This is a genomic window from Nitratireductor sp. CH_MIT9313-5, from assembly GCF_037029545.1.
Taxonomy (GTDB): Bacteria; Pseudomonadota; Alphaproteobacteria; order Rhizobiales; family Rhizobiaceae; genus Chelativorans.
In genome coordinates this window covers 125,603-147,272 of record NZ_JAYMER010000010.1, presented here as the reverse complement: position 1 = coordinate 147,272, position 21,670 = coordinate 125,603, and the positions used below count along the sequence as shown (strand labels likewise).

General features: G+C 59.7%; 17 protein-coding genes. 10 read left to right on the top strand and 7 right to left on the bottom strand.

Annotated features, from left to right (window positions below; all coding sequences use genetic code 11):
- Positions 1-2: 2 nt before the first annotated feature.
- Genes WA367_RS01945 through WA367_RS01935 form a run of 3 tightly spaced genes read left to right on the top strand, consistent with a single transcriptional unit; the run spans position 3 to position 2,969 of the window.
- Entirely contained in the window at positions 3-1,490 is a 1,488-nt protein-coding gene (locus tag WA367_RS01945) for a xylulokinase (RefSeq protein ID WP_336055124.1), read from the top strand.
- The gene (locus WA367_RS01940; protein ID WP_336055123.1) at positions 1,487-2,170 is read left to right on the top strand and encodes an HAD family hydrolase; all 684 of its coding nucleotides are present in this window, start codon (positions 1,487-1,489) and stop codon (positions 2,168-2,170) included. The genes WA367_RS01945 and WA367_RS01940 overlap by 4 nt, the downstream gene beginning before the upstream one ends.
- On the top strand, positions 2,139-2,969 hold the full coding sequence (locus WA367_RS01935) for an aldo/keto reductase (RefSeq protein WP_336055122.1): 831 nt from the start codon (positions 2,139-2,141) through the stop codon (positions 2,967-2,969). The genes WA367_RS01940 and WA367_RS01935 overlap by 32 nt, the downstream gene beginning before the upstream one ends.
- A gap of 119 nt (positions 2,970-3,088) precedes the next feature.
- On the opposite strand, the gene WA367_RS01930 is transcribed toward WA367_RS01935, so the two are convergent.
- The gene (locus WA367_RS01930; RefSeq protein WP_336055121.1) at positions 3,089-4,009 is read right to left on the bottom strand and encodes a LysR family transcriptional regulator; all 921 of its coding nucleotides are present in this window, start codon (positions 4,007-4,009) and stop codon (positions 3,089-3,091) included.
- Positions 4,010-4,144: 135 nt separating this feature from the next.
- On the opposite strand from WA367_RS01930, the gene WA367_RS01925 reads away from it, so the two are divergent.
- From WA367_RS01925 to WA367_RS01895, 7 genes are all read left to right on the top strand, one after another.
- Positions 4,145-5,116, top strand: a complete 972-nt coding sequence (locus WA367_RS01925) for an ABC transporter permease (RefSeq protein WP_336055120.1) — start codon at positions 4,145-4,147, stop codon at positions 5,114-5,116.
- Complete coding sequence (locus WA367_RS01920; protein WP_336055119.1) at positions 5,113-6,012, top strand: ABC transporter permease; 900 nt, start codon at positions 5,113-5,115, stop codon at positions 6,010-6,012. Before WA367_RS01925 ends, WA367_RS01920 begins: the two co-directional genes overlap by 4 nt.
- Positions 6,009-6,980: an ABC transporter ATP-binding protein gene (locus WA367_RS01915; protein WP_336055118.1), complete on the top strand. Its 972-nt coding sequence runs from the start codon at positions 6,009-6,011 to the stop codon at positions 6,978-6,980. The genes WA367_RS01920 and WA367_RS01915 overlap by 4 nt, the downstream gene beginning before the upstream one ends.
- Positions 6,977-8,020: an ABC transporter ATP-binding protein gene (locus WA367_RS01910; RefSeq protein ID WP_336055117.1), complete on the top strand. Its 1,044-nt coding sequence runs from the start codon at positions 6,977-6,979 to the stop codon at positions 8,018-8,020. The genes WA367_RS01915 and WA367_RS01910 overlap by 4 nt, the downstream gene beginning before the upstream one ends.
- Positions 8,017-9,588: an ABC transporter substrate-binding protein gene (locus tag WA367_RS01905; protein ID WP_336055116.1), complete on the top strand. Its 1,572-nt coding sequence runs from the start codon at positions 8,017-8,019 to the stop codon at positions 9,586-9,588. The genes WA367_RS01910 and WA367_RS01905 overlap by 4 nt, the downstream gene beginning before the upstream one ends.
- Before the next feature lie 4 nt (positions 9,589-9,592).
- Positions 9,593-11,473 carry a CocE/NonD family hydrolase gene (locus tag WA367_RS01900; protein WP_336055115.1) on the top strand — a complete coding sequence of 627 codons (1,881 nt, stop codon included), beginning with the start codon at positions 9,593-9,595 and terminating at the stop codon, positions 11,471-11,473.
- Between the two features lie 167 nt (positions 11,474-11,640).
- The gene (locus WA367_RS01895; protein ID WP_336055114.1) at positions 11,641-14,847 is read left to right on the top strand and encodes a PAS domain S-box protein; all 3,207 of its coding nucleotides are present in this window, start codon (positions 11,641-11,643) and stop codon (positions 14,845-14,847) included.
- Between the two features lie 7 nt (positions 14,848-14,854).
- Here WA367_RS01895 and WA367_RS01890 read toward each other — a convergent pair whose 3' ends face one another.
- From WA367_RS01890 to WA367_RS01865, 6 genes are all read right to left on the bottom strand, one after another.
- The gene (locus WA367_RS01890; protein WP_336055113.1) at positions 14,855-15,610 is read right to left on the bottom strand and encodes a hydroxypyruvate isomerase family protein; all 756 of its coding nucleotides are present in this window, start codon (positions 15,608-15,610) and stop codon (positions 14,855-14,857) included.
- Positions 15,607-16,257 carry a 3-oxo-tetronate 4-phosphate decarboxylase gene (gene otnC / locus WA367_RS01885; protein ID WP_336055112.1) on the bottom strand — a complete coding sequence of 217 codons (651 nt, stop codon included), beginning with the start codon at positions 16,255-16,257 and terminating at the stop codon, positions 15,607-15,609. The genes WA367_RS01890 and otnC overlap by 4 nt, the downstream gene beginning before the upstream one ends.
- Complete coding sequence (gene otnK / locus WA367_RS01880) at positions 16,254-17,525, bottom strand: 3-oxo-tetronate kinase (protein WP_336055111.1); 1,272 nt, start codon at positions 17,523-17,525, stop codon at positions 16,254-16,256. Before otnK ends, otnC begins: the two co-directional genes overlap by 4 nt.
- 94 nt (positions 17,526-17,619) lie before the next feature.
- A complete protein-coding gene (gene ltnD / locus WA367_RS01875; RefSeq protein ID WP_336055110.1) occupies positions 17,620-18,522 on the bottom strand; it encodes an L-threonate dehydrogenase in 903 nt (300 codons plus the stop codon).
- A gap of 2 nt (positions 18,523-18,524) precedes the next feature.
- Positions 18,525-20,540, bottom strand: a complete 2,016-nt coding sequence (locus WA367_RS01870) for a TRAP transporter large permease subunit (protein WP_336055109.1) — start codon at positions 20,538-20,540, stop codon at positions 18,525-18,527.
- A 78-nt stretch (positions 20,541-20,618) separates the two neighbouring features.
- Positions 20,619-21,644 (bottom strand): TRAP transporter substrate-binding protein, encoded by a 1,026-nt coding sequence (locus WA367_RS01865; protein WP_336055108.1) that lies wholly within the window; start codon positions 21,642-21,644, stop codon positions 20,619-20,621.
- Positions 21,645-21,670 lie beyond the last annotated feature (26 nt).

Sequence of the window (21,670 nt, the reverse complement as noted above, 5' to 3'; positions counted from 1 at the left end):
ACATGCGTGACCTCTATCTTGCAGTTGATGTCGGCACCGGAGGCCTGCGTTCCGCGCTGGTGGCTCGCAATGGCCGCATCCTCGCCTTCTCGCACAAGGAACATGAGCAGATCGTTCCCCGTTTCGGCTGGGCGGAACAGCGCCCGTCGGACTGGTGGACCGGCACTCTCGAAACGATTTCAAACGTTTTTCGCAAGGTTGAAAACGCACATGCACGGGTGGCTGCAATCTGTGTGTGCGGGCAGATGCACGGCACGGTTCTCATTGATGAGGCTGGCAATCTGACGCGTGAAGCCGTCCCGCTATGGAACGACAAGCGCACTGCGCCGCAGGTGTCCGAATTCGAGGACCGGGTTCCCCTCGAGAAGATACTGCCCATTGCCGCAAACCGTCCTGCTACCGCATGGCCGGCATTCAAGATCGCCTGGCTGGCCGAGAACGACCGGCATGCGCTGGAGCGTGCAGCAACCCTCCTGATGCCCAAGGACTGGATCAATTTCTGCCTGACGGGCGAGCGGGCGCAGGACCATACCGAAGCCTCTCTCTCATTCCTCATGGATTGGAAAACACGGGAGTGGTCGAAAACCCTTTGCGACCTGACGGGGGTCCCGCAGAAGCTTCTTCCCCCGCTACGCCAACCCGGCGACATTCTGGGTCATCTGCGCGCCGAGGTGGCAGAACAAATCGGTCTTTCCTCCAACATTCCCGTCCTGGTCGGCGCCGGCGACTACCCGATGGCGCTGATCGGTTCAGGTGTGACCCGAAGCGGGATGGGATCCGATGTTACCGGAACATCCACCATCATCACCCTGATGCATGACGAGGCGGTGATCGACGCGGAGGTTTCCAATGTCATCGCCGCAAACGGGCTGTGGGGCGCAATGACGCTGCTGGATGCTGGTGGCGATGCTGTACGGTGGGCGCGCAGGGCCTTCCACACCAATGAGCGCAGCTACGAGCAGATTGCACTCGATGCCGAACAGGCACCGGTGGGTGCCAACAAGCTTTTCTTCCTCCCGTACCTGTCCGGCGAACGTTTTCGGCCAAGTTCGCGCGCGCAGTTCTTCGGTCTCACCGCCGCCCACGGCATTAGCGACCTTCATCGGGCAGTGCTTGAGGGTGTAGCGTTTTCGGTGCGCATGAGGCTCGACAAGCTACAGGGCAATCATGGCCGACCGGAGCGCATCGTTGCCGCAAGTGGTGGAGCAAAGAACGCGTTATGGCTGCGCATAAAGGCCAGCATGTACAATGTCCCTTACCTCGTGCCGGAAGAACTTGAATGCGGCGTTATCGGCGCCGCAATGCTGATGGCCCGTGCGAGCGGAGACGCGCCCGATCTCGAGACTGCCGCAAGGCGGATGGTCAGGTTCTCCGGTGAGATTGCTCCAAACCCGCAATGGGTAGAGATCTACGACCGGATGATGCCGATCTACGCGGGCATTTATGAAGCCTCAAGCGCACTCAACGAGCAGCTGGACCGGCTTTCATGAGCTTTGGCGTCTTGTGGGATCTGGATGGAACGCTTGTCGACAGTGAGCCGGTGCATGCAGCCGCATTCGCGGGCGCCATTGCCGAGTTGGGCGTGGAGATCGAAGACGGATTTCACGATCAGCTTCTGGGCGCCAGCGGGGACCGTGTCTTTGAAGCGCTTTCCGCCATGACCGGAACCGCCCTCACATTCGAGCATTGGACCGGTCTCAAATGGCAGCACTTTCAACGCGCCTCAGATCTAATCACGCGCCGCGAGCCATCTGCCGGTCTTGCCATGCGACTGGCGCGCAAAGGCGTTCCCATGGCGATCGTTTCAAACTCCACACGTCTTGAGGTCGGCTTCGGCCTGAAATGCAGCGGGCTTTCCTCGGCACTTTCGGTAACGGTATGCCGGGACGATGTCGCTGCAGGGAAACCTGCTCCTGACTGCTACCTGCTTGCGGCCCGCAAGCTTGGTCTGCAGCCGACAGACTGTCTTGTCGTTGAGGACAGTATCATTGGCACGCGCGCGGGGCTTGCGGCCGGAATGACGGTACTTTTTCACCCGCAAGACGAAACGCTCGCCCCGCCTGCGGGCGCCAGGTTTGTTCCGCCTCAAAGCTCTCCCGAGCCCTTCATCCTGAATTTTCTAGCCAATGGAGTTTCCGATGACCGCCATCCCCACGATCCGCATGAATGATGGCCATTCGATCCCGCAACTGGGCATCGGCATATGGCAGATCGATGAAGCGGCGGTGCCAGGCGTAGTTGCTTCGGCGACCGATCTCGGCTTTCGCCTGATCGACGGCGCATTCATCTACGGCAATGAAGCCGGAATGGGTGAGGGTATCCGCCAGTCCGGCATTGCTCGGGACGAGCTTTTCGTGACCTCCAAGGTGTGGAACAGCGAACAGGGATACGACAAGGCACGCAAAGCGATCGAAGCTTCGCTCTCCCGAATTGGCGTGGACTATCTCGACCTTGCCCTCATCCACTGGCCTTGCCCGGAAAAGAACCTCTACATCGAAACATGGAAGGCGCTGATCGACGCGCGCGCCGACGGGCAACTGCGCTCAATTGGCGTTTCCAATTTCAACCCGGACCATCTCGACCGTGTCATTGACGCGACAGGTGTCGTCCCGGCGGTCAACCAGATCGAGATCAACCCCTCCTTCCAGAACCCTGCAGTGCGCTTGGCCAACGAGAAGCGCAATGTGCTGACACAGGCGTGGACCCCGCTCGGCAATGGGAAGAACTTCAATAGCGAAGCGATCCGCCTCGTATGTGAACGAACCGGCAAGTCCGCTCCGCAGGTCATTCTGCGCTGGCATATCCAGCTCGGCCATTCGGTGATCCCTCGCTCCACCAGACCGGAACATCTGGCAATGAATCTCGACATCTTCGACTTCGCACTGAGCGACGCGGAGATGGCCGCCATTGCAGCACTCGAAGCCGGCGAGAGATGCGGGCCTGACCCACAGGCATTTGAAGTCGAATAGCAGACGGTCCGCCTGCCCCCGCTCCGCAATTGCGGAGTGGGGTTTATTGCTCGATCAATGCATGCGGCTGCAGATGACCGAACGTGCCGGCTTCCTTCCGGAAAGGTGCTTTCTGACGATCAAGGATCGGGAAACCTTGCGAAGCGCGAAAAATGCGTCCGCAGAAAATCCGCGGTCGTCTCCTCGAACTGACGCGCTGCCTCGCCAAGTGGCAGGTCCAGAGGATGAGCCATCGCGAAAGAGTGGGTTATGCTCTGTTTCAGCGGCCTGATTTCGACCGGCATGTGAGCATAGTCACGCGCCATCAGTTCGTTGACCAGGGTTATGCCGAGGCCCGACGCTGCCATACCACAGGCTGAGAGAACGGAATGCGCCTCCAGTTTGACATTCGGGCGCAGACGGGCCTGGGAAAACAGCGCATCAATCTCATGCCTTGGCGCACGCATCCTGCCAAGAAGTATCAGCGGCTCGCCGACCAGATCCTTCACGTCCACGACATCCTGGCTGGAAAGGGGATGCCCCTCCGGCATAACGCAAACGGTGTTCACGCTGATCAGCGGGTTCTCCGCCAACCCCGACCGTTCCACCGGCATTCGGAGAAAGCCGAGTTCCGCGCGCTCATCAAGAAGCATTCGTTCGATCGTGTCATAGGAGCCGCTGTGAAGCTCCACCTGCACCAGCGGCGAGCGCTCCAGAAACTGCTTGATGATCGCAGGCACGATGGAAAGCGTGAGGCTGGCCGGGAACGCTATTCGAAGTCTGATCGCCGGTGAATTGCCCTGACGCAGTTCACTGGCCAATGAGAGAAGCTTCTCGTTGCGCTGAAGCAGAAGCTGCATCTGCGCCTGCAGGATCTTGCTGTCGCGGGTAGGGATCAGTCGCGTCTTGTCCCGAATGAAGAGCTTGATGCGCAACATCTCCTCAAGCTGTGTGAGCCGTCGGCTCACAGCCGATTGCGAAAGGTTGAGCTTGTCGGCGGCACCTTGAGTGGTGCCGGTCTCCACAATCGCCTGATAGGTTTGCAAAAGCGAAAGCCGCATCAATGTTTCCTATGCATAAATTTCATATATCAAGCGATTTTCATCATATTATTGCATCATCTTTCCAGCCTATGCAATTGCTCGACAGGAGAGAGATCGGGCGCGCCGTCGCCACGGTCCGGATTGGGGGAATAAATGACCGCCTTTTTGATACGCAGGCTGATGCAGGCAGTCATCGTGCTGATCGCGACCTCGGTGATCGTCTTCACCGGCGTCTTTGCCATTGGTGATCCACTCGAAATACTTCTGCCCGCAGATGCCTCTATCGCCGAACGTGAGCAGGTCGCAGAATCGCTCGGGCTGAACGAACCCCTCCCCGTTCAGTATCTCGGCTTCGTCACTGATGCCGTGCAAGGCGATTTCGGCCGATCCTTTGTCTATAATCGCCCGGCGACCGAAGTCATTCTTGAGCGGTTGCCTGCCACGCTCGAGCTGACATTCACGGCACTCGTTCTCTCGCTCGTCATCGGCATTCCACTTGGATTGTGGGCTGGCGTGAAGGCAGGCTCGGCGACCGACGAGACGATTATGACGGGGTCGATCCTGGGCTTTTCCCTGCCCAATTTCTGGCAGGGCATGATGCTGATAATGATCTTCTCCGTGACGCTCGGCTGGCTACCGTCGACGGGGCGCGGCGAGACGGGCACGATACTTGGCGTGGAGACGAGTTTCGCCACCTGGGACGGCCTCAAACACCTCCTTTTGCCAGCCATCAACCTGGCGCTGGCCCAGACCGCACTCGTCATCCGCCTGACCCGCACCGGTGTTCAGGAGACCATGCCGCTCGACTTCGTCAAATTCGCGCGCGCACGGGGCATATCGTCTCCCCGGATCCTTTTCGTCCATGTGATGAAAAACATCCTCATACCCATCATCACCGTCATCGGCATCGAGTTCGGTTCTCTGGTCGCCTTCGCCGTTGTGACCGAGACGATCTTTGCATGGCCGGGCATCGGCAAGCTGATCATAGACTCCATCAACGCACTCGATCGTCCGATCATCGTCTCATACATCCTCATCGTGGTGACCATGTTCATCGTCATCAATTTCTGCGTCGACGCGCTCTACTCGCTGCTCGACCCACGCATTCGGGTAAGCGCACAATGAGCAAAGCTCCTTCGTTCCTGCGCGGACAGAGCCTTTTTGCACGCGCCATCAGGGGCATATTGATGAGCCCGAAGGCGACGGTAGCACTGGCAGTCTGCCTGCTGCTGATCGCAGCAGCGATGCTGGCGCCTCTTCTGGCACCGCAGAACCCCTACGACCTGGCGCAGATCGATTTCTTCGACAGCAAACTGCCACCTCTGAGCGAGGGATCAACCGGCATCACCTATTGGCTTGGTACCGACACCCAGGGGCGCGACATGCTCTCGGCCATGATGTACGGGCTGCGCACAAGCCTTGGCGTCGGCCTGATATCGGGCCTCTTCGCACTGGCCGTCGGCACCTCGCTCGGCCTGATTGCAGCCTATGCAGGAGGACGCCTCGACAGCTTCATCATGCGCTTCGTGGACCTGATGCTTGGCTTCCCGACCATCCTGGTGGCGCTGATGATCCTGGTGGTTTTCGGCCAGGGCACGTGGAAGGTCATCCTCGCGCTGGTTTTCGTGCAATGGGCCTATTTTGCCCGTGCCGTGAGAGCGGCCGCATTGGTGGAATCCAGCCGGGACTATGTGGAAGCGGCCAAATGTCTGGGCCTTTCCTCGCCCCGCATCCTGTTCGCACAAATTCTGCCGAACTGCCTGCCCCCGCTCATCGTGATTGCCACCATACAAGTGGCTAGCGCCATCGCAGCCGAAGCCACACTGAGCTTTCTCGGGATCGGGCTGCCCATCACCGAACCGTCACTCGGTCTTCTGATCGCCAACGGATACCAGGTGCTTCTCGCGGGCATCTACTGGATGAGCGTGTTTCCCGGCCTTCTCCTGCTGGTCCTCGTTTTCAGCATCAATCTGGTAGGCGACCGCCTTCGCGAAACGCTCAACCCGAGGCTGGTTCAATGAGCACCCCCCTGCTTGAAGTGGAAAACCTGCAGACCCATTTCGCCACACCGGCTGGTCTGGTGAAAGCGGTGGACGGCGTCTCCTTCACGGTTGCGCGCGGTGAGGTCCTGGGGCTCGTGGGCGAAAGCGGGTCGGGCAAATCGATAACGGGTTTCTCATTGCTGGGACTGCTCGACCCGCCCGGTGAAGTTGTCGGAGGCTCCGTCCGCTTCAAGGGCGAAGACCTGCTCACCCTCGACCCGAAGAGGAAGCGTCACATCCGCGGCAATCGTATCGCGATGATCTTCCAGGACCCGATGATGACCTTGAACCCGGTCTTGAGCATCGGCACGCAGATGATTGAAACGGTGCGCGCGCATGACAAGGTAAGCCGCAGCGAAGCCCGGCAACGCGCGCGCGACGCCCTTGGCAAGGTGGGTATCCCTTCCCCGGAAGAACGACTGGATGCCTATCCGCACGAATTCTCCGGCGGCATGCGCCAGCGCGTTGCCATAGCCACCGCGCTGCTTCACGGACCCGATCTCATCATTGCCGACGAACCGACCACAGCTCTGGATGTCACCATCCAGAGCCAGATCCTGGCGCAGGTTCAGGAACTGTGCAGCGAACTCGGCATGGGGCTCATCTGGATCAGCCACGATCTGGGGGTGGTCGCCGGCCTCGCTCACAAGATTGCGGTCATGTATGCGGGCCGCATCGTGGAACAGGGGCCTGTCGACCATGTGCTCGATCACTCCCGCCATCCTTATACCAAAGGCCTTATCGCCTCGACTCCCATGGCCAACCGGCGCGGCGTGCCGCTGCACCAGATACCGGGTTCCGCACCGTCGGCACTCAACCGACCCGCAGGTTGCTCCTTCCGCCCGCGCTGCGCGCGCGCAACCGAAGACTGTCGTCTGGCACCCGATATCTCGAAGCATCACGGCCACGAGTGGCGCTGCTTCCACCCACTTGGAGCGGAATCATGAGCAGTCACGAAGCGCCGCTCGCCCAGGCGGTAAAGGTAACCAAGCGGTTCCAGAAAAACACCGACTTTGCCGAACGCGCGGCCATTGCTCTTGGCGCAATGCAGGCCCCGCCGGTTGTTCACGCACTCGATCAGGTTGATCTTGAAATCAGGCGCGGCGAGGTTGTCGGGCTCGTTGGTGAAAGCGGATGCGGGAAATCCACGCTGGGCCGCATCATGGCAGGCATGCTGCCAGCAACCGAAGGTGACGTACTCCGCGACGGCGAAAGCCTTTCAGCGCTCAAGGGCCGCAAGAAGCGCGAGATGCGCTTGGCGACACAGATCATCTTTCAGGACCCGATGTCATCACTGAACCCCAGGCGGCGCGTCGGCGACATCATTGGAGAAGCCCCTCGCTTCCATGGTCTGGTCGACAAGGCTGGACAGGCAAGACTCGTGGCCGAACTTCTGGAGACTGTCGGTCTTCAACCCGAAATGGCACAGCGCTTTCCCCACCAGTTCTCCGGCGGACAGCGCCAGCGGATCGGCATCGCAAGAGCTCTGGCCGTCAATCCCGATTTCCTTGTCTGCGATGAAAGCATTGCCGCTCTCGACGTTTCGATCCAGGCGCAGATCATCAATCTGTTCATGGAACTGCGCCAGCGCCTTGGCCTGACGCTGCTTTTCATCAGCCACGACCTTTCTGTCGTGCAGCATATCAGTGACCGCGTCGTGATCATGTATCTGGGGCGGGTTGTGGAATCTGCTTCGGTCGAACGCATTTTCGAAGAACCGAACCATCCCTATACCCGCGCTCTGCTCGATGAGATTCCGCGCATCGACCGCCGCAACCGCAGCTTCTCCACCATCCGCGGTGAGATCCCTTCTCCGGTCAATCCGCCCAGGGGCTGCCACTTCCACCCGAGATGTCCACACGCCTTCGATCGTTGCCGCGTCGAGCGCCCTGTTCTGCAGCGCGTGCACGGCAACCACGAAAGCGCATGCCATCTCAATGACCTGCCACCACAACAACAACCACCTCGGAGGGAGAATAACCAATGAAGCGCTACAGTATCGCAGCCGTTACGGCTCTCATGGCGACAGTCGCCATACCGGCATTCGCAGCTGACCTGACCATTGGCCGGGCAGCAGAACCATCTTCAATCGACCCGCAATTCTCACGCACCGGCAACAATCAGGGCACCGCGCAGCTGATGTTCGGCCGCCTGATCGAACAGGATGCGAACCTGCAGATCAGCCCGGGGCTTGCCACCGAATGGAATGCAGTGGACGAGACCACATGGGAGATCAAGCTGCGCGACGGCGTGAAATTCCACGACGGTTCGGCAATGACCGCCGATGACGTGATCTTCTCGCTGGAACGGACCGACGAGGTTCCCAACAGCCCCGCGCCATTCTCGGACATGGTCTCTTCCATCGACAGCATGGAGAAGGTCGATGACCTGACCATTCGCATCAAGACCAAGGAGCCTGCCCCCTCCCTGATCGAAGACATCGGCCGTGTCTTCATCATCTCGAAATCCGCAGCCGAGGGGAAGACGTCAGAGGATTTCAATTCCGGCGATGCGACCGTGGGCACGGGCCCCTACAAATTCGTCTCGTTCAAGCCTGGTGAGAGCCTTTCGATCGAGGCATTTGACGGCTACTGGGGCGATCAGCCGGAGTTCAGGGAGGTTGAAGTCCGCTTCATCTCCAACGATGCGGCACGTGTTGCTGCGCTCCTCTCCGGCTCTGTCGACCTAATCGACGCGGTGCCGCCGGCTGATGTTGCCAGGCTGGAGAGCCAGGACGGCATCAATGTCGTGTCTGCCGCATCGGGACGCGTGATCTATCTGGGTCTGTCCCAGCGCTTCGACCAGGCACCGGGGGTGTTTGACCTCGACGGCGAGCCGCTTGCGGAAAATCCTTTCCGCGATCCTCGTGTGCGCAAGGCGATTTCGCTTATGATCGACCGGCAGCTTGTTGTCGATCGTATCCTTGGGGGTGCAGGTGTGCCGGCAGGTCAGCTTGTTCCGGCCGTTCTGGGCGGACATGCCGACGACCTGACACCTGACGAAGCGGATATCGAGAAGGCCAAAGAGCTTCTGGCGGAGGCAGGCTACCCGAACGGATTCGCGCTGAAACTTTATTCCTCCAACAACCGCTTCCCCGGAGACGGTGATCTCGTTCAGGCCCTTGGACAAATGCTCACACGTGGTGGCCTGAAGGTCATGGGTGTGGAGGCTCTGCCCTACAATGTCTACTCCAAGGCAGCGAGTGCGGGCGACTACGGCGCATTCGTCTTCTCGCTCGGTTCATCCACGCCCACCTCGGCTCCCAACCTTTCGAGCCTGATCCAGACCTATGACAAGGAAGCAGGCACGGGTGCCTTCAACCGCGTCAGGTTCTCCAGCGAAGAATTCGACAAGGCCCTGGCTGTGGCGCTTCAGGAATTCGATCCGCAGAAGCGCAACGAACTGCTGGCCGAGGCGACACGCATAGCCTTCGCTCAAACGCCTATCGTTCCGCTCTATTGGCAGAAGGTTTTCTGGGGCGCGCGTGAAGGCATCACCATCAATGGCGGCTTGTCCGAATACACGCTTGCCCAAGACGTAACGAAGACGGACTGACCCCATGCCAGAACTGACGCCTCATATCGCACTCCATGACGATGTGGTCGTACATCGGGATGTTATGGTCCCGATGCGCGATGGCGTCAGGCTGGCAACGGATATCTATCGACCGGCAAAGGGTGGCGTGCCATTGGCCGAACCCCTGCCGGTCATTTTCGAGCGCACGCCCTATGACAAGGCTGGAACGCCACGCACCGAGCTTTCTCTGGCCAACCCGAAACCGGCTTCTCGGCAGGACCTCGCAATCCGCCTCGTGCGCGAGGGCTATATCGTCATCTGGCAAGACTGCCGCGGGCGATATGGGTCCGAGGGTACCTTCACGAAATATCTGAATGAAGGTGAAGACGGCTATGACTCTATGGTGTGGATCGAGGCGCAGCCCTGGAACAATTCGCGCATCGGCACGATGGGGCTTTCCTACGACGCGCACACCCAGATGGCCATGGCCTGCCTCAACCCGCCGGGTCTGGCCTGCATGGCGATCGATTCCGGAGGGTTTTCGAACGCATTCACCTGCGGCATCCGCCAGGGCGGCGCATTCGAGCTCAAGCAGGCAACCTGGGCATATAACCGCGCGATGGAAGCGCCGCTCGCGCAAAACGACGTCCGGATCAGGTCTGCCATCGAAGCGGAAGACCTTCACGGCTGGTTTGCGCAGATGCCCTGGACCAAGGGACGCAGCCCGGTCAGATGGGACCCGGACTATGAAGCCTACCTCCTCGACCAGTGGCAGAATGGCAGCTTCAACGCGTTCTGGAAAAAAGTCGGCATCTGGGCTGCAGGTTATTATGACCAGATGGACAATGTGCCGACCATCCTGATGTCGAGTTGGTATGATGCCTATGTGCACACCACGCTGGAAAACCATGCGGGCCTCAAGAAGAGCGATCGCCCATTGATCCTCATCATGGGGTGCTGGACACACGGTAATCGCTCCCAGAGAGTGTTCGGAGATGTTGATTTCGGCCCTGCTGCGCCATTTGACGGACATGTCGATCAGGACTGGCTGACACTGCGATTGCGCTGGTTTGAGCGATGGCTGAAGCAGAAGGATGTTCCCGCTGAAGCGCTGGACACACCCGTACACTACTTCCTGATGGGAGGTGGCGGGGGTGCGAAGACCGAAGCTGGACATCTGATGCATGGTGGCGAATGGAGGCGCAGCACGGACTGGCCCCCTGCCGAAGCGTCACCACGCCGCTTCTACCTGCATCCGGACATGGCACTCAAAGAAGAAGCGCCATCGACCGACTGCCGCTACCTTGAATATGATTTCGACCCGCGCGACCCCGTGCCCACCATTGGTGGATCGCTGACATCGGGCGAGCCTATATTCCGGGGCGGCGGCTTCGATCAGGTCGAGCGGGAAAATTTCTACGGCTGCAAGAATCCCGGCATGCCGCTGAGCGCCCGAAGGGACGTGCTGACTTTCGAGACCGAACCTCTCGGAGAAGACCTTTGCATCGCCGGCCCTGTTACCGTCCGTCTCTTTGTCTCAACGAACGCTCCAGACACCGATTTCACGGCGAAACTGATTGATGTCTATCCGCCGTCGCAGGATTACCCGCGCGGCTACGCACTCAACATAACGGATGGGATCTTCCGTGTGCGCTACCGCAACTCATTTGAGTACCCGGAACTCGTCTCACCAGACGAAGGGGTCTTCGAGATCGAGATTACACCCTTCGCCACCGCCAACCGTTTCTGCAAAGGCCACAAGATCCGGCTCGACATATCGTCATCCAACTTCCCCAAATATGATGTGAATCCGAATACCGGTGCTCCTGAAGGGACATCCCGCACCAGCAATATCGCGCGCAATCGCATTCATCTCGAGCGCGACCATCCATCTTCCATCGAGATGTACTGCCTCTGCGCCTGAACGGACTGCCGTTGACGATCAAGACCCGTCCCTCAGCGCTGGAAACCGTTAATCCTTGCGCGGGAAAAGCCTATTGTCTAACGCTGGTTGAGCGTTAAATCTGCTGAAGGCTGATACCGTCGGGTGAGATCGTTTCGCGGGCGCCATGAGGGGAAGGACGACAGTGCATGAGCGATAGCGGAAGCGGCGTTTTGGGGTCGGTCAGCGCCGACTTTCTGATTGACGGCAGTGCGATGGGCGAGCTGGTCCGCCGTCACGACTGGACCGCTTCCCATCTTGGCCCTCCACATCAATGGCCAACGGCCCTCAAGACCCTTATCGGCATCATGCTGGCATCCACCCAGCCAATGTTTCTGGTTTGGGGTGAGGATCGCACACTCATCTACAATGATGCCTATTCGGAAATACTGGCCTCCAAGCATCCAAAGGCATTGGGTCGTGATTTTCTGGAGGTTTGGCGCGAGATACGACACGACCTCATACCCATCGTGAACCAGGCCTATGCTGGCCGGCCTGTCCACATGGACGACATAAAGCTTGTCCTGAACCGAAGGGGATACCCCGAGGAAACCCATTTCAGCTTCTCCTACACGCCCGTACGCGACAGCCATGGCGAGGTGCTTGGCTTTTTCTGTCCACTGAACGAGACCACCGCACAGGTTCTGGCCGAGCGTCGGTTGCGCGAGAGCGAGGCGCGCGCGAAGGGCGTTCTGGATGGCATGGCAGAAGGATTTCTTCTGCTGAACTCCGACTTTCGCATTCTGGACGTAAATTCCGAATTCGTGCGTCACATGCAGCGGCCCCGCAACGAGCTCCTGGGCCAGTCCTATTTCCATTGTTTCCCGGAGATAGAGGCAACCGATCTGGGCGCATTCTACAAGCGCGCAATGGGCGAGCGGCATACCGCGTCCATGACCCATCGATGTCTGGCGAATGGCCGCGAAGCCTGGCTTGAAACAAGGGTTTACCCGGTGGAAGAAGGCCTCGCAGTCTTCTTTCGCGACATCACGGAACAGAAGCAGTCCGAGGCGGCTGCACGCGAGACGGATGAACGCTACCGGCTGGCCATACGTGCCACCAATGATGCGATCTGGGACTGGCACTTCGCCACCAACTACGTGCTTTGGAACGAGGCTCTCGAAACCGCTTACGGGCACAAGCTGGACGAGGTGGAGCCCACGGGCGAGTGGTGGCTTGAGCAGATTCATCCAGAAGATCGCCAGCGTATCCATGATAGCATTCATGCGGCGATCGACGGTACGGCGCAAAGCTGGAGCGATGAATATCGCTTTCGCCGAGCCGACGGAACCTTTGCCGAGGTTTTCGACCGGGGCCATGTGATCCGGGACGAGCAAGGCCGTGCGACCCGGATGATCGGCGCTATGCTCGACCTGACCGAGCAGCGCCGCAGCCAGATCGCGCTTCGCAAGAGCGAAGAGCGTTACCGGACCCTGTTCAACTCGATCGATTCGGGCTTCTGCGTCGTCGAAGTCAACCTGTCGGATGACCAGGGACGGATCGATTATCGCGTCGTGGAGGCAAACCCTGCCTTCTACAAGCATACGGGCTTTCCGCAGGAAATCCTCGGTCAGTGGCTAAGGGAAGCCGCACCGACGCTTGAGGAATTCTGGTTCGAGACCTATGCCCGCGTGGCACGCACAGGCGCTGCGGAACGCTTCGAACAGGGATCGGAGGCATTGGGCCGGTGGTTTGATGTCTATGCGTTCCGGACCGGCGACCCTGAAGAGCATCGCGTTGCCATCCTGTTCAACGATATCTCCGGCCGCCGCGCTGCAGAACTGCGACTGACCGAACTGAACGAGAATCTCGAATCCGAAGTCGCCGAGCGCACGGCCGAGCGCGACCGGATGTGGGAAACATCGCCGGATCTGATGGTCGTGATCGACTTTGAAGGCTTTTTCCGTCGGGTCAACCCGGCCTGGCAAGCGGTGCTCGGTTATGGCGAGGACGAGCTTGTGGGCCATCACGTCAACGAATTCGTCGTCGAGGAAGATCATCGGGAGACTGTTGATGCCTACGAACTGGCTGCCCAAGGTGGCCAGCCGCGCATCGTCAATCGCTATCGGCACAAGGATGGTTCGGTTCGCTGGATTTCCTGGGTGGCTGCGCCTACAGGGGAGGTCACCTATGCAACGGGTCGCGACATAACGCGGGAACGCGAGGCGGCTGCAGAGCTTGAACAAGCGCAGGAAGCGCTTCGCCAAAGCCAGAAAATGGAAGCAGTCGGCCAACTGACAGGCGGGCTGGCCCATGACTTCAACAACCTGCTTGCAGGCATATCCGGCTCGCTTGAGCTGATGACCAAGCGTCTCAACCAGGGCCGACACGCCGATATCGAGCGCCTGCTGGACGGCGCGCAAGGCGCAACAAAACGCGCCGCAGCCCTCACCCATCGCCTGCTCGCCTTTTCGCGCCGCCAGACACTCGACCCGAAACCGACCAATATGGGAAAGCTGGTTGGCGGTATGGAGGACCTGATCCGGCGCAGTGTCGGTCCCTCCATTTCGGTTGCCACTGTAACCGATGGACGTTTGTGGAACGTGCTTGTCGACCCCAACCAGCTCGAAAACGCCCTTCTCAACCTGTGCATCAATGCGCGCGATGCGATGCAGGATGGCGGAGAGATAACGATCGAAACCAGCAACCAGAAGCTCGACGCCACGACCGCTCGGCGATGCGAACTCGATGCGGGCCAATATGTACTTCTGGCGGTGAGGGATACCGGTACCGGCATGAGCCGCGAGGTAATGGAGAAGGCGTTCGACCCCTTCTTCACGACCAAGCCCATCGGCCTTGGAACCGGGCTTGGTTTGTCCATGATCTACGGCTTCGTGCGCCAGTCCGGCGGCGACGTGAAGATCAGCTCAGCCCTTGGCGAGGGCACCACGGTGGAAATTTATCTGCCGCGGCATGTTGGCGAGCATGAGGAAGTCGACGAGATGCCTCAGCCCCTGGGCCAGCCCGAGGCAGAGGTGGCGAAATCCGTTCTCGTCATTGATGATGAGCCGCTGGTGCGGATGCTGGTGGTCGATGTTCTGGAGGAGCTCGGCTACACGGCTCTCGAAGCCGGTGACGGCCCCTCCGGCATGAAGATCATCGACTCCGACCAGCATCTTGACCTGCTGATCACCGATATCGGATTGCCCAATGGCATGAACGGACGCCAGGTGGCCGAGGCTGCACGCCTCTGCCGACCCGAGCTCAAGGTGCTGTTCATCACCGGCTATGCTGAGAACACCGTGTTCAACCACGGTCATCTGCAACATGGGATGCAGGTGGTCACCAAGCCCTTCGACATCAATATTCTGGCCGAGCGCATCCAGACGATGATTGCAGAAGATACGGTTGCCTGAAGCCGCCTTAGCGCGTCATCCACCCCAGGCTTTCATCGGTGCTGCCGGTAGGTTTGTACTCGGCACCCAAAGGCGCGTCATAGCCGAGTTTTTCGATGGTTGCGAAAAGATAGGGATAGAATAGTTCGCCATGATCGGGCGCACCCCGGTCCGGCACGGATGCGAACTGGATGTGGCCGATATGCGCCAGGTGCTTCTTGAGGCGGTTCGACACGTCACCTTCCATCAGCTGCACATGGTAGCAATCGAACATCAGCTTCAAATTGGGCGCGCCCAGCGTCTCGATCAGCCTCAGCGCCTGCTCGGTCGTCGATAAAAAATAGCCAGGCGCGTCATAGTGGTTGAGAGGCTCGATCAGGATCGTGATGCCATGGGCAATCGCGCTACGGCACGCATAGTCCAGATTGGCGAGGAATGTCCTTTCCGCCTCTTCGCCTTGAGCAAAACCTGCCATCACATGAATATTGGCGGCACCGATGGCGCTGGCATAGGAGAGCGCCTCGTCGATGGCCGCGCGTGCATCCTCTTCGCGCCCGGGAAGCGCGGAAAGCCCGTTTTCGCCGCCCTCCACGTCCCCACGACTGGTGTTCAGCCCGAGCATTGGAAGACCGGTCTCCTCCAGCGCGGCGAGAACCTGGGCTGCGGGAACATCATAGGGCCAATGGCATTCCACGGCAGTGAAGCCCGCCGCTTTCGCGGCCCGGATGGCATCAGGCAGCGGCCGGTCCTTCCACAAAAAGCCGAGATTGGCGGAGAACCTCATGCGTCCCACTCCACATCGAACTTTGTTACAAGCTGCTGCACCTGCTCATCGGAAAGCGCCCGCGGATTGAGGCCGCGCGTCATCATGGCAAGACGCGCCGTATCCTCAAGCTCCTCGATTGCGTTGCAGGCAGCCTCGACATCCTTGGCCGCCACCACCGGTCCGTGATTGGCGAGCATCACCGCAGATCGCTTGCCGGCGAGGCCTCGCACTGCCTCGCCCATGGCCGGATCACCCGGCAGGAAGAAGGGCAGAAGCTTGACCTTGCCAAGCTTCATGATCGCGTAAGGCGTGAGCGGTGGCAGGAAATTGTCCTCGTCCACATCCGGCATCATGGAAAGTGCCACCGAGTGACAGGAGTGTAGATGCACCACGGCCCCTGCGGTGGAGCGGGTTTCGTAGAACGCCGAATGAAGCGGCATTTCCTTGGTGGGCTTGTCACCACCGATCAGATTGCCTTGCGCATCGAACCGGCTGAGGCGCGCAGGATCAAGCCGCCCGAAGCTCGTGCCGGTCGGGCTGACGAGAAGCCCGCCATCCTCCGTGCGTGCGGAGATATTGCCGGTGCTGCCACCGGTCAGGCCACGATCGAACATCGACTTTGCCAGAAGGCAGATCTGCTCTCGCAGCTGGGCTTCCCTGCTCATGACTGATCAAGCACTCCCTGTGCATCACTGAAAAAGCTTTCGCTGCCGAAATTGCCCGATTTCAACGTAAGCGCAATCTGTTGGCCGTTCGACTGACAATAGGTCCACGGAACGCCGGGCGCTATTTCCGCGCCGATATCAAGCTGGGATACGCCCAGCGCTTTCGTCACCGCTCCGGACGTCTCGCCGCCTGCCACGATGATGCGCCTTGCACCTGCATCGCGCGCAGCGACGGCACAATGCGCCAGCGCCTCTTCCACCAGCGCACCTGCCTTTGCCACCCCAAGCTTTTCCTGCGATGCTTTCACCTTCTCAGGCTCGGCAGTTGCGTAAAGGATGGGCGCCTTGGCCAGATCCTGCTGTCCCAGCCAGTCAAGCGCGGCTTTTGGTCCTTCCTCGGCAAGCACAAGCGGGTCGAGCCTGTATGCCGGCGCTCCCGCTTTCTGGTAATGCGCGACCTGCTTGTTGGTCATGGCCGAGCAGCTGCCTGAAAGCACCACCGTTTGACGGCCAAGCTGCGGCTTCGCCCCGCCGATCGCATCCCGGGAAAGGGTACCATCCTGCAGGTAGAGCGCAGGTAGCGGCATAGCGACGGCGCTGCCGCCGGTCAGAAGCGTCATATCGCGGCAGGCTTCGGCAATGATCGCAAGATCATCATTGGCCACGGCATCGACCACCACATGCGCCACGCCCTCAGCCTTCAGACGATCAAGCTCGTTGTGCAGCACGTCAGCGCCTGCCGCTACCGTCAGCCGATCCGCCAAGCCTACCGGACGCGTCACCTGCGGCTCAAGCAAACGCATCAGATTGCTGTCGCGCATTGGCGTCAGCGGATGGTCTTTCATCGGGCTTTCGGCAAGTGGCTGACGCCCGACAAACAGGTTGCCCATGAATATGGAGCGGCCGTTTTCCGGGAAGGCAGGGCAGTAGATGGTCTGGTCCACACCCAGCTCCTTCATCAGCGCTTCGGCAACGGGTCCGATATTGCCTTCAGGGGTACTGTCGAAGGTGGAGCAATATTTCCAAAAGAAGCGCGGCGCTCCTGCGGCCTGAAGCCAGCGCAGTGCGGCCAGTGCCTCACCCACCGCCTCGTCCACCGGTGCTGTACGTGACTTCAGTGCGATGACCTCGAATTCTGCCACATCGCGTGGCGGCTCTGTCGGAACACCTATGCGCAGGGACACACGCACTCCGCTGCGGGCAAGAAGTCCGGCAAGGTCCGTCGCCCCGGTGAAGTCGTCTGCGATGCAGCCCAAAAGCGTGCTCATGGTCCCTTTTCTCCCAATCAAGTCGAATGCCGCGCAGCCTCTGCGCGGCACATGTCACAAATGAAATTGCTCAGGCTTCTCAGCTCGATGGTGTTCAGCTTTCGCCGGGAAGCGTCAGACCGGACTTGCGGGCATAGACCTTGGCGACCGCAGCATCATCGTCCCAGCCAAGACCCATTTCTGCCGCGGCCTTGAACTGATCAAGCGCGGTTGCCGTGATGGGCGCATCGAAATCGGCGGATTTAGCGATATCCAGCACGATTCCAAGGTCTTTGGGCCAGATATTTATGGAGCTTCGAGGCGTGTAATCACCCTCGACGATGTGCGGTGCGCGGTTCTCCAGCATCCAGCTCGTGCCTGCGCATTTGCTGATGACCTCGACAAAGGTTTCCGGCTGGATGCCCTGCGTCATTCCGAAGGTCAAAGCCTCAGCCATGGTTGCGATATGAACTCCGGCCAGAAGCTGGTTGACCGCCTTCATTGCACTGCCTGCACCGGCGGTGTGGCCGAGCTCGAACACGCGCTCTGCAATGGCGTCGAGTACCGCTGCTGCCGCGTCGAAAGCTTCGGGCGTGCCCGATGCCATGATGGATAGCGCACCGCTGGCAGCCTTCGCGGCACCACCGGAAATGGGCGCATCAAGATAGTGCACGCCACGCTGCTCACACCTCTTTGCCATCTCGCGGGCAAATGCCGGTGGAACCGTCGCGCAGGCCAGCACCACGGCACCGGCGCGAAGGCGGGGAACAATGCCGTTTTCGCCGAACAGCACCGTTTCGGTCTGCTGCGCGTTGAGCACGACGACTGCCACCACATCGATCTCGCTCGCCACCAGTTCCAGCTCTTCCGCTTCGCCGCCCTCGGAGCGGAAGCGCGCAACCCGGTCCTGATTGATGTCGCTGCCCCAAACCCGGTGGCCGCCGCGCAGGACCGACTGAGCCATGCCATAGCCCATGGAACCAAGGCCGATGACGGCCACCTTTTGCCGGTTACTCATTGTCAATTTCCTTTAACCCAGTTGGGCAGCCAGAGTGCGACCTCGGGGAAGAACAGGACGATCGCCAGTGCCACCACCTGGATGGCGATGAAGGGGATGAGCGCACGGAAGATTTCCGAAAGGCTCATATCCTTGGGCGCCACCGATTTCAGGTAGAACGCTGCTGGCCCGAATGGCGGCGACAGATAGCTGACCTGCATGTTCATTGCGAAGAGGATGCCGAACCAGACCGGGTCCATGCCAAGCTTGATGATGATCGGCACGAAGATCGGCATGGTCAGAAGTGCAATACCGATCCAGTCCATGAAAAGGCCAAGCACGACCAGAATGGCCATCATGATGAGCACGATCACGAGCGGCGTGGCACCGCTGTTGAGGATCGCGCCTTCGATGAAACGGTTGCCGCCCATCAGATTATAGACGCCCACCAGCGCTGCCGCACCAAGGCCGATCCAGATGATCATGCCGCAGGTCTCAAGCGTCTGGCGCAGGCTGTCGCGGATAAGGGCCCAGGTCACTTCCCGGCGAATGAGAGCGGAGACGAATACGCCGACCACACCCATGGCAGCCGCTTCCGTGACTGACGCGATACCGCCATAGATCGAGCCGAGCACGGTGAAAGCCACGAAGACCGGCAGGACGACGCCCTTCAGCTTGGCGACCTTTTCCGACAGCGGAATGTCGAGCTCTTCCTGCGAGATGGCGGGGCCAAGATCGGGGTCCAGCGTGCAGCGGGTATAGATATAGATGATATAGAACGAGGCCAGCATCAGGCCCGGTGTCACCGTCGCAAGAAACAGATCGCCGATGGAGACACTGGAGGTGAGACCATAAACGATCAGCACGATCGAGGGCGGTATCATCGTGCCGAGCGACCCGCCAGCACAGACCGTTCCGATCGCAAGCGCGCGGTTGTAGCCAAGGCGCAGCATCTGCGGCAGCGCGATCAGTCCAAGCAGCACGATCTCGCCACCGATGATGCCAGAGATGGCCGCCAGGAACACCGCCGCAATCAGCGTCTGGATTGCAACGCCGCCTTTGAGCCGGCCGGCGACAAGCCGCATCGCATCATAAAGATCGCGCGCCATGCCCGAGCGGTCGAGCAGCGATGCCATCAGAACGAACATCGGGATGGCGACGAGCACATATTCGTTCACGAAGGAATAGATGCGGCTGGAGACCAGCGGCACGCCCATAGTGCCGAACCAAGCGATCGTGAAGAGAAGCGCGATCAGTCCAGTAACGAAAGCAAGCGGGATACCGGTCAGGATCAGCACCATGATACTGCCGACCAGCATCAGCGAGCCGGTCTGGATGCCGAGGCTGCGGCCTTCGGTAAACAGTACATAGCCGCCAATGAGGAGAATGCCGAAAACGACGGCGATCCCGATCAGTGCCAGCTTGTTCGGTGGCTCGCCAGCACTCTGACGAAAGCCATTACCCCGCCACGCGGTCCAAAGCTGCCCGATCGACTGGATTGCAAGGAACCCGGCAGTGATCAGAAGAGCCATCTTCACCAATGCGGGTGTAATGGGATTCCAGGCGGAACCGGATTTTTCCAGGCGAAGATCCCCTTGCGGTGTCCACCAGGACTTCTCCACCATCGTGTAGGCTGCGTAGGCGATTGCGAGTGCGAAAAACAGCGCCAGGAGCGCGTTGACGAAGTCCAGCATTCGGCGCGTGCCGCCGCTTGTGCTGAAATAGATCAGGCCGATACGGATATGCTTGTCGGCGGCAAAGCACTGCATGCCACCATAAAGATAGCAGACTGCCACTAGAGCGATGACCGTTTCATGCGCCCAGATCGTGGGCGCATTGAAAAAGTAGCGCACCACGATTTCGTAGATCGAAATGACCGTGGCGATGGCAAAGAGGAAACTGACAGCGCCGCCAAAGGAAATGATGCTCCTGTCAAGCAGGTTCTGCGGACCGCCCTTGTCGTCTTCAAGCGCGGATTTTAGCACTTCAATCTGATCGGCGATGCCGACATCATCGACGGTGAGTTTTTCCTGAGACACCGTTGCTCCTCCCAGAGCCACTACTGAGAATAAGTTCGGGGAGGCCTTGATGAAGCCTCCCCGCAAGCTTCGGTATGCCTACTCTTCGAGCAGCCCTTCCGAGGTGAGGTAGGATGTGACGCTCTCATAGGCCTTCTTTGCCATTTCGGAGCGTTCTGCCCAGTTGGCCCACTGGCTCTTGGCGATGCTGCGGAACTTGGCGCGTTCTTCGTCCGACCAGTTGATGACGGTGATCTCCGGATCAGCTTCCGCTTCGGCAACAGCCTTCTCGTCCTGCTCGCGGAGCTGGGCGACCATGTCGCGGGCAAAGGTCGGAACGGAATCGTTCAGAACCTTCTTCAGGTCATCCGGCAATTCGTCATAAATCGCCTTGTTCATCGAGATCTCGATGACCGGCATGGAGTGGAAGCCCGGATAGAGCGGGTATTTCGCAAAGTCATGCATGCCCTGGGCATGGTTGGTGGAGAAGACGGTGTAATCCGCGGCGTCGATCACGCCCTTCTCAAGCGAGGTGTAAACTTCCGAACCCGGCAGGTTCACCGGCGAAGCGCCCGCGGCAGCGAAAACTTCCTGCACCATGCCCTCAGGGGCGCGCATCTTGACGCCTTTCAGGTCTTCCACGCCGTGGATGGGCTTGGTGGAGATGAAGGATTCGACGCCCGTTGCCGAAGCACCGAGGAACTGGAGGCCGTAGGGATTGACGAGCTCGTTGAAGAGTTCCTTGCCGCCACCATTTTCCATATAGCCGAACATCTGCTCAGGCGCCGACCAGGCACCGACGAGATTGCCGAGCATGGCGAATGCCGGGTCCTTGCCGGAGAAATAGGACGGATCAGTAATGTGACCCTGCAGGATGCCAGCACCTACAGCGTCGAGGGTTTCGTTATGTGCAACAACCGTGCCTACCGGTACCACGGTGATCTCGATGCGGCCGTCCGATGCCTCGCCGACGCTCTTCGCCCATGCCTGCTGCATTGGAAAGAAGTTGTCGCCAGCCTGTGCAGAGGTTTGGAACGTCCATTCATATTCCTGCGCCACTGCAGGGGCGGAGACCGCCATCAGGGCGCTGCCCATAAGGATGGATGCAAAAAGCTTCAGTTTCATAGTTCCTCCCGTCACCGCATGAGCGG